The sequence below is a fragment of the Streptomyces coeruleorubidus genome (assembly GCF_008705135.1).
Classification (GTDB): Bacteria; Actinomycetota; Actinomycetes; order Streptomycetales; family Streptomycetaceae; genus Streptomyces; species Streptomyces coeruleofuscus.
Window position 1 is genome coordinate 5741095 of sequence record NZ_CP023694.1, and the last position, 12138, is coordinate 5753232.

Genomic DNA, 12138 nt, shown 5'->3' on the forward strand with positions numbered 1-12138 from the left:
GTGTCGGCGTCGGGATTGGCGTCGGCTCAGCACAGGGCTATCGCGTCGCCCGGGCCCTCGGGCCAGGCCGTCAGAGGCGTGAAGCCCTGGTGGCCGCATTCGCCGAAGACCCTGACCGGCGCGCCGCCCGACAGCGCGACGAGCCGCCAAAGACCCGGCCGGGAGCGCGCCGAGGGAGTGAGCGGCAACGCCGCGTCCTCGTCCGCGTCGGCCAACTGCCAGGAGTCGCCGTCCGGGCTGGGGACGACCCGGCCCAGCGTCACCGGGACGGACTCCAGCCAGGGATCGTCGCGCAGGGCGTCGCCGTAACGGGCGGCCGCCTGGGACGTCGTCATCCCCTGAGGGCGTATCGCCGTCGGCGCGGGCGGCGCGAACTGTTCGCCCAAGGCCACCCGCAGCCGGCCGGCGCCCGGGTAGGCGGACACCTCGGCCTCCAGGGCCAGCCCCACCGGCAGCGCCAGCTCCGGGGCGCGACCGGCGGCGCCGTAGGAGAGGAGCAGCACGGTCCGGTCCGAGTCGGCGCCGTACAGCCAGATCCGGCGGGTCGTCAGGCGCGTGTCCGCCGTGTCGTACTGGGCGAGCACCAGCCAGCGGTCCCGCACCGGCGGGCCGTCCGCGGAGGCCGGCAGGCCGATGCGGGAGCGGACCGTGGCGGCGAGGGCCTCGGGCAGCCGCTCGCGGCGCAGCCAGCCCTGACCGAGAAGATGCAGCAGCGCGCACTCCTCCAGCAGACGCACCGGCCAGCCCGGCCCGGTGGACGGGATCGCCCCCAACTCCCGGACCCGGCCGGCCAGGCCCTGCGCCTGGGCGTCGACCATGCGGGCCGCCGTCTCCTCCCACAGGCCGTAACCCGACTGCTCCGCCGTCGCCAGGCCGGCGCGCAACAGATCCGTCAGGCGCTGCTCCAGCTCCACCGCACCCGCCGTGACCCGCTCCGCCCGCCGCTCCGCCCGGCGGCGCGCCGCCTCCGGATCAGCGGACCCGGACGGCGAACCGGAGCTGTCCGCGGCCCTTTTCTCCTCCGTGCGCTTGCGCCGCCCCGCTATCCACTGCCCGGCCCACTCCGGCGCCTCTCCCGTCGGCACAGCGGCGTCGCCGCCCGCCCAGAGCAGCAGCAGCCCGAGTGCGTGCTTGCACGGGAACTTGCGGCTCGGACAACTGCACTTGTACGCGGGCCCGGAGGCGTCCGCGATGTCGACGACCGTCTGATACGGCTTGCTTCCGCTGCCCTTGCACAGCCCCCACACCGTCCCCTCGTCGGAACTGCCCGCCTCGGACCACGGCCCCGCCGCGCCGAGTTTGCTCCCCGCTTTGCGTGATGCCGCGTCAGGCGCCAGTGCCAGCACCTGGTCCGCGGTCCAGCGCACCCCCTGCTGAGTCATGCCATCGAAGGTAGATCCCACCACTGACAATCGGGTCGGTGAGCGCCTCGGGCTGGGTGTTTGCGCAGGTCGGAACGCATTGTCAGTGGTGTGGTGCAACGTGGATGCCAGATCCGAACCGGCCGAGCTGGAGGGGGACTCAGCCATGCCTGTGTCCGTAGAACCGACGTCCGTCGACCCGAGCCAGAACGGGTCCGCGCCCGCGAACGCGGGGGCGGGCGCATCCGCGGACGTAACCGAGGCGGAAGCGCTGCGGCCGCACGCCGAGGACGCCTTCGCCGGCGAACTCGCCGCGCTGGCCGCGCAGGACGAGCGTCCGCGTCCGGCCCGCTGGAAGCTGTCGCCGTGGGCCGTCGCGATGTACCTGCTCGGCGGCACGCTGCCGGACGGCACGGTGATCACACCGAAGTACGTCGGCCCGCGCCGCATCGTCGAGGTCGCCGTCACCACCCTCGCCACCGACCGCGCCCTGCTCCTGCTCGGCGTGCCCGGCACGGCGAAGACCTGGGTCTCCGAGCATCTGGCCGCCGCGGTCAGCGGCGACTCCACGCTGCTGGTGCAGGGCACCGCCGGCACACCGGAGGAGGCCATCCGGTACGGCTGGAACTACGCGCAGTTGCTCGCCCACGGCCCGAGCCGCGACGCCCTCGTGCCCAGCCCGGTCATGCGGGCCATGGCCGACGGCATGACCGCCCGCGTCGAGGAGCTGACGCGTATCCCGGCCGACGTGCAGGACACGCTCATCACGATCCTGTCGGAGAAGACACTGCCGATACCGGAGCTGGGCCAGGAGGTGCAGGCGGTCCGCGGCTTCAACTTGATCGCCACGGCCAACGACCGAGACCGCGGGGTCAACGACCTGTCCAGCGCCCTGCGCCGCCGGTTCAACACGGTGGTGCTGCCGTTGCCGGAGACCCCCGAGGCCGAGGTCGACATCGTCTCGCGCCGCGTGGATCAGATCGGCCGTTCCCTCGACCTGCCGGCCGCGCCCGACGGCCTCGACGAGATCCGCCGGGTCGTCACGGTCTTCCGCGAGCTGCGCGACGGAGTCACGACCGACGGCCGGACGAAGCTGAAGTCGCCGAGCGGCACGCTGTCCACGGCCGAGGCGATCTCCGTCGTCACCAACGGACTCGCCCTGGCCGCCCACTTCGGTGACGGCGTGCTGCGGCCGGGCGACGTGGCCGCGGGCATCCTCGGCGCAGTGGTCCGCGACCCGGCGGCCGACCGCGTCATCTGGCAGGAGTACCTGGAGACGGTGGTCCGCGAGCGGGACGGCTGGAAGGACTTCTACCGCGCCTGCCGGGAGGTGAGCGTGTGAGCGACGCGGGGCGGGGGTTGGTTGCGGGGCCGGGCCAGGGATGGGAGGGGAACAAGTGACGGGCGTGGAAGAAGCCGTGGGCCGGGCGGCCGGGGCGGGGCCGTTGCTGCTCGGGGTGCGGCATCACGGGCCCGGGTCGGCGCGGGCGGTGCGGGCGGCGCTGGAGGAGGCCCGGCCGCGGGTCGTGCTGATCGAGGGGCCGCCCGAGGCCGATGCCCTGATTCCGCTCGCCGCCGACGAGGATATGCGGCCGCCGGTCGCCCTGCTCGCCCATGCCGTGGACGAGCCCGGCCGTTCGGCGTTCTGGCCGCTGGCCGAGTTCTCCCCGGAGTGGGTCGCCATCCGCTGGGCCCTGGAACACGACGTTCCGGCCCGCTTCATCGACCTGCCGGCCACGCACACGCTGGCCTGGGGGACGCAGGAGGACGAGGCCGGAGTGGAGGGGGAATCCCCTCTGGACGCCGAGACGGCGGACAGCGAGGGCGACTCCGCTCCCGGCCCCGGCCCCGCCGGCCTGCGGATCGATCCGCTCGGGGTGCTCGCCGAGACCGCCGGCTACGACGACCCGGAGCGGTGGTGGGAGGACGTCGTGGAGCACCGGGGCGTGGGGAAGGGGGACGCGCTCGCGCCGTTCACCGTGCTCGAGGAGGCGATGGGGGCGCTGCGGGAGACCTACGGCAGCGGGGGACACGCCCGGGACCTGGTGCGCGAGGCGTACATGCGGCTCCAGGTGCGGGCCGCCCAGCGGGAGTTCGAGGACGGCGTGGCCGTGGTGTGCGGGGCGTGGCATGTGCCCGCCCTGCGGCGCAAGACCACCGTCGCCGCCGACAAGGCGCTGCTGAAGGGGCTGCCCAAGGTCAAGACGGACATGACGTGGGTGCCGTGGACCCACCGCCGGCTGTCCCGGATCAGCGGGTACGGCGCCGGTATCGACTCGCCGGGCTGGTACGGGCACTTGTTCAGCGCCCCGGACCGGCCGGTCGAGCGGTGGATGACGAAGGTGGCGGGGCTGCTGCGCGGCGAGGACCGGCTCGTCTCGTCCGCTCACGTCATCGAGGCCGTGCGGCTGGCCGAGACGCTCGCCGCGATGCGCGGCCGTCCGCTGCCCGGCCTGAGCGAGACGACCGACGCGGTGCGGGCGGTGATGTGCGAGGGCTCGGACGTGCCGCTGGCGCTGGTGCAGGACCGGCTGATCGTGGGGGACGTGCTGGGGGAGGTGCCTGCGTCGGCGCCGGCGGTTCCGTTGCAGAGGGACCTCGCCCGGCTCCAGCGCCGGCTGCGGCTGAAGCCGGAGGCGCTGGAGCGGGAGCTGGAGCTCGACCTGCGCAAGGACACCGACGCCGCCCGCAGCAGACTGCTGCACCGGCTGCGGTTGCTCGGTGTCGCGTGGGGCGAACCGGCCGCCTCGCGGGGCAGCACGGGGACGTTCCGGGAGACGTGGCGGCTGCGCTGGGAGCCCGAGCTGTCCGTACGGGTCGCCGAGGCCGGGGTGTGGGGGACGACCGTCCTGTCCGCCGCGACCGCCAAGGCCGAGGCCGACGCCGTCGCCGCGCAGGGGCTCGCCGACGTCACCGCACTCGCCGAGCGCTGCCTGCTGGCCGAACTGCCCGACGCGCTGCCGACGGTGATGCGGATCCTCGCCGACCGGGCCGCCCTCGACAGCGATGTCGGCCAGCTGGCCCAGGCGCTGCCGGCGCTGGTGCGCTCCCTGCGCTACGGCGATGTGCGCGGCACGGACACCGGGGCCCTGGGAGAGGTCGCGGCGGGTCTGGCCGAGCGGGTCTTCGTCGGACTGCCCCCGGCCTGCGCCGCGCTCGACGCGGACGGTGCCGAGGAGATGCGGCGACATGTCGACGCGGTGCACGGGGCGGTGGGGCTCCTGGGGGACGCCCCCGCAGCGGGGCAAGGCCACCTGCGAGCCCGATGGCAGTCGGTGCTGCGTGTGCTGTGCGGGCGGGACACCGTACCCGGGGTGATCAGGGGGCGCGCCGTGCGGCTCCTGCTCGACGACGGGGAGCTGGCGCAGGACGAGGCGGCGCGCCTCATCGGGCTCGTCCTGTCCCCGGGCACGCCACCGGCGGACGCGGCCGCGTGGATCGAGGGCTTCGTCGGAGGCGGCTTTGGGGGCGGAATGCTCCTGGTGCACGACGAGCGGCTGCTCGGGCTGGTCGACGCGTGGCTGACCGGGGTGCCGGCGGAGGCGTTCACGGACGTGCTGCCCCTGCTGCGGCGGACGTTCTCGGCGTACGAGCCCGGCGTGCGGCGGACCCTCGGCGAACTGGTCCGGCGCGGACCGGGGGCCGGGAGCGGTGCGGCAGGAACAGGCTCCGGCATACCCGGCTTCGCGGCGGAGCTCGACACCGTGCGCGCGGACGCCGTGCTGCCGGTCGTGCGGCTGCTGCTCGGGCTGGATGAAGAAGAAGAGCACATCGGCAACGACCTGGTGGGGGTGACGGGATGACGACCGAAGGACTGAGGCAGCCGGCTCCGAGCGCGGAGGCGGGAGACACCGTGGGGGACGGGTCGCGGGCGGAAGGCCGGCCGACGACGGCCGTGCCGGTGATCCCGCTGTGGGAACGGCCTCGCGAGGGAGGACGGGGATGACGGGGATGACGGCCGAGGTGACGGACCCGGCGCGGGAGCGGTTGCGGCGGTGGCGGCTCGTGCTCGGGGGCGACGCGGCGGACGGCACCGGGTGCGAACTGTCCGGGCGGGACGCCGCGATGGACGGAGCGCTCACCGCGCTCTACGGCAAGGGCGAGAAGCCGCAGGGAGGCCGGGACCGTTCGGCGGGGCTCGGGGCGTCGGCGCCGTCCGTGGCGCGCTGGCTCGGCGACATCCGGACGTACTTCCCCTCCTCCGTCGTACAGGTCATGCAGCGCGACGCCATCGACCGGCTCGGTCTCGCCACGCTTCTGCTGGAGCCGGAGATGCTGGAGGCGGTGGAGGCCGACGTGCACCTCGTCGGCACGCTGCTGTCGCTCAACAAGGCCATGCCCGAGACGACGAAGGAGACGGCACGGGCCGTCGTGCGCAAGGTCGTCGAGGACCTGGAGAAGCGGCTCGCCACCCGCACCCGGGCCACCCTGACCGGCGCCCTCGACCGCAGCGCCCGGATCAGCCGGCCCCGCCATCACGACATCGACTGGAACCGCACGATCGCGGCCAACCTCAAGCACTACCTGCCCGAGTACCGAACGATCGTGCCGGAGCGGCTCATCGGGTACGGGCGGGCGTCCCAGTCCACGAAGAAGGAGGTCATCCTCTGTATCGACCAGTCGGGATCCATGGCGGCATCGGTCGTGTACGCATCGGTCTTCGGAGCGGTGCTCGCCTCGATGCGGACGATCTCCACGCGACTCGTCGTCTTCGACACGGCGGTCGTCGACCTCACGGACCAGCTCGACGACCCCGTCGACGTCCTGTTCGGGACGCAGTTGGGCGGTGGCACGGACATCAACCGGGCACTCGCCTACTGCCAGTCTCAGATCACCCGGCCCGCGGAGACGGTGGTCGTGCTGATCAGCGACCTCTACGAGGGAGGCATACGGGACGAGATGCTCAAGCGGGTCGCGGCGATGAAGGCCTCGGGGGTGCAGTTCGTGACGCTGCTGGCGCTCTCGGACGAGGGGGCGCCGGCATACGACCGGGAGCACGCGGCCGCGCTCGCCGCGCTGGGGGCGCCGGCGTTCGCGTGCACTCCCGATCTGTTTCCCGAGGTGATGGCGGCGGCGATCGAGAAGCGGCCGTTGCCGATACCGGATGCGGCCTGAAGGACTGCGCGTGAGGGCGGGGACGGCGACTTGTCGATGCGTCGCCGTCCGGCGTGCGGCAGCAAAGCGGACATGACGGTCCGTCGGTAGGTAAGGGCTTGCCCAACCTCCGCACCTCCGTGCGAGGATCGGCGCCTGCCCGGCCGTGCGTGGTGCCGACCGGGCGGTACCGCTTCCGTCGCACGGGAGGAAGCCCCTCACTTGACCTGGTCACCAGTCCTGCCCGGTGCCGCTGCGCGCATGCTGCGCACAGCGGCCGGGTGGTGTGCGCTCCGAGTGGTGCTGCTGGTGGGCGGCGTGCTCGTCATCGGGCTGCTGTGCGGGGAACGGGCGTATGCGGCGGACGGCGTGCGGGCGCTGACGGATGGCACGGCCGGGTGGGTCGCCGGCGACCAGAGGCCCTCGGCCCGACTTGACGCTCATGTCCTGGCAGGCAGGGGGCGGCCGGACGCGCACGCCCCCCAGCCCCGGCAGCGGCCCACCGCGCACTCCACGGCCGGGCGGATCGACTCGCGGGGCCCTCGCTCCGTGTCCGGAGCCGGCGGTGTTCCGCCGGCGGGGGTCGGTGCGGGAGCCGTGGGGGAGCGGGTCGTACGGGTGGCCGGTGACACCGGCGAGGCGGTGCCCGAGGGGCTGGGGGAGACGCGGGCGAAGGAGCCGTCCTTGTCGTTGCCGTTGCCCAAGCTGCCGGTGCTGTCCCAACTGCCCGCACCGTCCGATCCATCAGCGGCCCCGAAGCCTCCGAAGCCTCCGAAGCTGCCGGACCTGCCCGCACTGCCCGACCTGCCAGTGCTCCCCGACCTCCCGGACCTGCCAGACCTCCCCAACCTCCCGGGGCCGTCGGATCTCCTCCCAGCCCCGCCCGCACCCCCCACCGGCGAAGTCAGGCTCCCGGAAGCGCCCGCACTTCCCGGCCACCCCAGCTACCCCGCACTCCCGGGCCACCCCCTCCCCGCACCAGTCACCGCCGACCCACAGCCGGGCAGAACGGCGCCGTCCCCGGCCGACAGGCCCGCCTCCGTCGGACGGACCGGTGGTGCGGAGTCCGCCGCCGTGGGGCCGGACACCGGGGCGCGCGGCGCCGAGCACCGCGCCGCCGACTGGACAGGGCACGCGAGCCACACCAGACCCGCAGACCGCACCAGACCCGCAGACCGCACCAGACCCGCACCTCACGCCGGACCGTCCGTCCACGCCGGACACGCCCAGGGCGGGCACGCACCCGCAGGTCGGCCTGGCGACACGCTCGGCAACCGGACCGCGGCCGACAACGGCCCGTCGCGCCACGGCGACCCGCACGCCGTCACGCTGAGCTGCCGCGCCCCGCTGAGGCTCCTGCCCGGTGTCACGGCCCGCTCCCGCGCGGCCGACACCCGGGACAGTCGCCGGGACATCCCCGTCTTCCCCGGCTAGCACGGGGAGACCGCCGCTCTCCGGTGCCGCTCCTTGGACAGTCCTCGGCGTCGCCCCGGGGCGCGAGCGCCAGCGCCCGCGCACCCAACGCCTGACTCACCGACGAGCACACCCCGCGCCCTCACCTCCCCCCACCGACTTCACGAGGCATCGCCTCAAGACGGTCGAAAACCATCGGTCGTCCGAGGCCGAGACCTCGTGAATGGGGTCGGTTGGTCCCCATCGGGGTGGGGACCAACCACCCCGCGCCCCGGAGAGCCGGGCCCTGAACAGGGGCTTTGTGGTCCTCCGGGGGCGTCAGTCGGGCCTCACCGGGTCAACCCCAGCCCGGTGAGGCCCCTCACCCCAGGCACGCCGTGCCAGAGAGCGCGGCATCATGTGACAGGTATCACCGCTCAGGTGTGACCCTCGATTTAGAGGCCCCCCGCAAGCAGCGATAACCTGCGAGACGGACATGCCGCGCGCTCGGACACCGTGTGCGCCTCCCTTGTGACAGACGGCGGACGTCACGTTGCCCTCGCGGCACGCCCACGCAGACAACGAACCGCGAGATCACTGATAGGGACGGAAGCGCGTGGACCTGTTCGAGTACCAGGCGAGGGACCTCTTCGCCAAGCACGATGTACCGGTGCTGGCCGGTGAAGTCATCGACACGCCTGAGGCGGCCCGCGCAGCCACCGAGCGCCTCGGTGGCAAGTCCGTCGTCAAGGCCCAGGTGAAGGTCGGCGGCCGTGGCAAGGCCGGCGGCGTGAAGCTCGCCGCCACCCCCGACGAGGCCGTGGAGCACGCCACCAACATCCTCGGCATGGACATCAAGGGCCACACGGTCCACAAGGTGATGATCGCCGAGACGGCCCCGGAGATCGTGGAGGAGTACTACGTCTCCTTCCTCCTGGACCGTGCCAACCGCACCTTCCTCTCCATCGCGTCCGTCGAGGGCGGCATGGAGATCGAGGAGGTGGCGGCCACCCGCCCCGACGCCGTCGCCAAGACGCCGATCGACGCCAACGAGGGTGTCACCGAGGCCAAGGCCCGCGAGATCGTCGCGGCCGCGAAGTTCCCGGCCGAGGTCGCCGACAAGGTCGTGAACGTCCTCGTCAAGCTGTGGGACACCTTCATCAAGGAGGACGCCCTCCTGGTCGAGGTCAACCCGCTGGCGAAGGTCGCCTCCGGTGAGGTCATCGCCCTGGACGGCAAGGTCTCCCTGGACGAGAACGCCGAGTTCCGTCAGCCGGAGCACGAGGCCCTCCAGGACAAGGAGGCGGCCAACCCGCTCGAGGCCGCCGCCAAGGAGAAGAACCTCAACTACGTCAAGCTCGACGGCGAGGTCGGCATCATCGGCAACGGCGCGGGTCTCGTCATGAGCACCCTGGACGTCGTCGCGTACGCCGGTGAGGCGCACGGTGGTGTCAAGCCCGCCAACTTCCTCGACATCGGCGGTGGCGCCTCCGCCGCCGTCATGGCGAACGGCCTGGAGATCATCCTCGGCGACCCGGACGTCAAGTCCGTGTTCGTCAACGTCTTCGGCGGCATCACCGCCTGCGACGAGGTCGCCAACGGCATCGTGCAGGCGCTTCAGCTGCTCAAGGACAAGGGCGAGGAAGTCACCAAGCCCCTCGTCGTCCGTCTCGACGGCAACAACGCCGAGCTGGGGCGCAAGATCCTCTCCGACGCCAACCACCCGCTGGTCCAGCGCGTGGACACCATGGACGGCGCGGCCGACAAGGCCGCCGAGCTCGCGGCTGCGAAGTAAGGGACGAGGGACTAAACAGCCATGGCTATCTTCCTCAACAAGGACTCCAAGGTCATCGTCCAGGGCATGACCGGTGCCACGGGCATGAAGCACACCAAGCTCATGCTGGCCGACGGCACGAACATCGTCGGTGGCGTGAACCCGCGCAAGGCGGGCACCTCGGTCGACATCGACGGAAACGACATCCCGGTCTTCGGCACGGTCGCCGAGGCGATCGAGAAGACGGGCGCGAACGTATCCGTCCTCTTCGTCCCGCCGGCCTTCGCCAAGGCCGCCGTCGTCGAGGCCATCGACGCCGAGATCCCGCTCGCGGTCGTCATCACCGAGGGCATCGCGGTCCACGACTCGGCCGCGTTCTACGCCTACGCCGTGTCCAAGGGCAACAAGACCCGCATCATCGGCCCGAACTGCCCCGGCCTCATCACGCCGGGCCAGTCGAACGCCGGCATCATCCCGGGCGACATCACCAAGCCGGGCCGCATCGGCCTGGTCTCGAAGTCCGGCACGCTGACGTACCAGATGATGTACGAGCTGCGGGACATCGGCTTCTCCTCCGCCGTCGGCATCGGTGGCGACCCGGTCATCGGGACGACCCACATCGACGCCCTCGCCGCCTTCGAGGCCGACCCCGACACCGACCTGATCGTCATGATCGGTGAGATCGGCGGCGACGCCGAGGAGCGGGCCGCGGCCTTCATCAAGGAGAACGTGAAGAAGCCGGTCGTCGGCTACGTCGCGGGCTTCACCGCGCCCGAGGGCAAGACCATGGGCCACGCCGGCGCCATCGTCTCCGGCTCCTCCGGCACGGCCGCCGCGAAGAAGGAGGCCCTCGAGGCCGCCGGCGTCAAGGTCGGCAAGACGCCGACCGAGACGGCGAAGCTGGCGCGCGCGATCCTCGCCGGCTGAGCAGCCGCGCGAGCTGAGCAGGGCTTCAGCGCCCTACGGCTCAGTCGTACAGCTCACAGGTGGGCCCGCTCCCCGCACGGGGGGCGGGCCCACTGCCGTTTCGCCGCAGCGGAAGCGGAAGCAAGCGCCCGAGCAGGCGTCGTCAGCGTGGCTGCGGCACCAGCCGGACCGGCCCCCGCAGCTCCTCCTCGCGCAGCTTCGACCGCAGCTCCCGCTCCGACTCCGACAGCGGCCCGGGCGCGATCGCGGGCGGCACGCCCTGGACGGTCTCGCCCGGCGGCACCGGTGGCTCGTAGTGCGTGGGGGCCGTGCGGGCGGTGAGGGCCGTGGCTCCGATCAGGGCGATCGTGAAGGCGATGGCGGCCCGGGTCCAGAAGCGGGCCCGGCGTTCCCCGGCGCGGCGCACGACGAGCGGTTTGGCGGCCCGCAGCCGCTCGATGGAGGCCAGTTCGACCAGCCGCCAGTGGAGCACCTCCGGGTCCGCCAGCTCGGGCAGCCGCTCGGCGACCGCCTCCCGCGCGTGCGCGAGCCGGTTCGCGGCCGCCCGGCTGCTCGCCTCCGTCTCCGCGGCCGTCTCCGGCAGGCCGAGCCCGACACCGTCGTACAGCAGCAGCGTGCGGCGGTACGAGGGCGGCAGCTTCAGCAGGGTGTCCAGCAGCGCGCGGTCGAACGCGTCGGAGGGCGGCGGCTCGGGGTGCCGGTGGCGGAGGCGGAACCGGTGCCACGGGGAGAGGGCACAGTCGTACGCCACCGCCCGCACCCAGCCCGCCGGGTCGCGGTCGCGGGCCACCTCCGGCCAGCGCTGCCAGGCGATGTGAAAGGCCCGCTCGACCGCCTCCCGCGCCAGTTCGCGGCGGCCGGTCAGCAGATAGGTCTGCCGGACGAGCGCGGGCGCGCAGAACGTGTAGAGCGCGTCGAAGGCCTGATCGGGGGTCAGGGCGGCGGCCGCGTCATCCGGCCGCCGCGGGGCCGCCGCACGGGCCGGGACGGGACGCCGGCCGGTGTCGGCGGTGCGGCCGCGGTCGGCGGCGGTGGTGTGGCGATGGTCGGCCACGGCGGTGTGGCCGTGGTGAGTGCCGGCGGCGTGGTTCCGGTCGGCGACGCGGCTGTGTTCGGAGGCCGAGGCGCCGCTGCGGTCGGCGACGCGGCCGTGTTCGGAGGCCGAGGCGCGGCTGCGGTGGCCGACGGCGGTGTGGTCCTGGTCCGTGACAGCGGTGCGGCCGCCCCGCCTCCTGCCGGAGGCGCGGCTTCGGTCCCCGGCCGAGGTGCGGCTCCGATCGCTCGCGGCGGCGGTCTCGCGCTCCGTATGAGGCGGTGTCACCTCCGCCTCCGCACCCAGTGAGTTCAGCAGCTTCGCGTACTTCTCCGCTTTCCGGCCGCGCGGCGTCGAGCGGCCGGTCTCCCACCCGCGCACCGTCTCGCTGGTGACGCCCACCCGGGAGGCCAGCTGAGCCCGCGTCAGCGAGGCGGCCTCGCGCAGGCGTCGGCGTTCCTTGGGCGGGGGGAGCGGGATGGCAGGGCTCTGTGTCACAGGGCGCCCCTCCGTACGGAAAAGTACATAAACGTATATTGAGCGACACAACGATGCTT

General features: G+C 73.2%; 8 protein-coding genes. 6 read left to right on the top strand and 2 right to left on the bottom strand.

Going from position 1 to position 12138, the window contains the following annotated elements:
• Positions 1-26 precede the first annotated feature (26 nt).
• Positions 27-1382, bottom strand: a complete 1356-nt coding sequence (locus CP976_RS26630) for an SWIM zinc finger family protein (protein ID WP_150482599.1) — start codon at positions 1380-1382, stop codon at positions 27-29.
• Positions 1383-1527: 145 nt separating this feature from the next.
• On the opposite strand from CP976_RS26630, the gene CP976_RS26635 reads away from it, so the two are divergent.
• The 6 genes from CP976_RS26635 (at position 1528) to sucD (ending at position 10548) form a co-directional block, all read left to right on the top strand.
• Positions 1528-2703 carry an ATP-binding protein gene (locus CP976_RS26635; protein WP_150482600.1) on the top strand — a complete coding sequence of 392 codons (1176 nt, stop codon included), beginning with the start codon at positions 1528-1530 and terminating at the stop codon, positions 2701-2703.
• Between the two features lie 40 nt (positions 2704-2743).
• Positions 2744-5164 carry a DUF5682 family protein gene (locus CP976_RS26640; RefSeq protein ID WP_150482601.1) on the top strand — a complete coding sequence of 807 codons (2421 nt, stop codon included), beginning with the start codon at positions 2744-2746 and terminating at the stop codon, positions 5162-5164.
• 148 nt (positions 5165-5312) lie between these two features.
• Complete coding sequence (locus tag CP976_RS26645; RefSeq protein ID WP_150485520.1) at positions 5313-6476, top strand: VWA domain-containing protein; 1164 nt, start codon at positions 5313-5315, stop codon at positions 6474-6476.
• 201 nt (positions 6477-6677) lie between these two features.
• Positions 6678-7889 (top strand): hypothetical protein, encoded by a 1212-nt coding sequence (locus CP976_RS26650; protein WP_150482602.1) that lies wholly within the window; start codon positions 6678-6680, stop codon positions 7887-7889.
• Between the two features lie 574 nt (positions 7890-8463).
• Positions 8464-9642, top strand: coding sequence for an ADP-forming succinate--CoA ligase subunit beta (gene sucC, locus CP976_RS26655; protein WP_150482603.1), 1179 nt, complete (start codon positions 8464-8466; stop codon positions 9640-9642).
• A gap of 21 nt (positions 9643-9663) precedes the next feature.
• Positions 9664-10548 (top strand): succinate--CoA ligase subunit alpha, encoded by an 885-nt coding sequence (gene sucD / locus CP976_RS26660; RefSeq protein WP_062928672.1) that lies wholly within the window; start codon positions 9664-9666, stop codon positions 10546-10548.
• Positions 10549-10690: 142 nt separating this feature from the next.
• On the opposite strand, the gene CP976_RS26665 is transcribed toward sucD, so the two are convergent.
• Positions 10691-12079, bottom strand: a complete 1389-nt coding sequence (locus CP976_RS26665; protein ID WP_150482604.1) for a helix-turn-helix domain-containing protein — start codon at positions 12077-12079, stop codon at positions 10691-10693.
• Between the last annotated feature and the right edge of the window lie 59 nt (positions 12080-12138).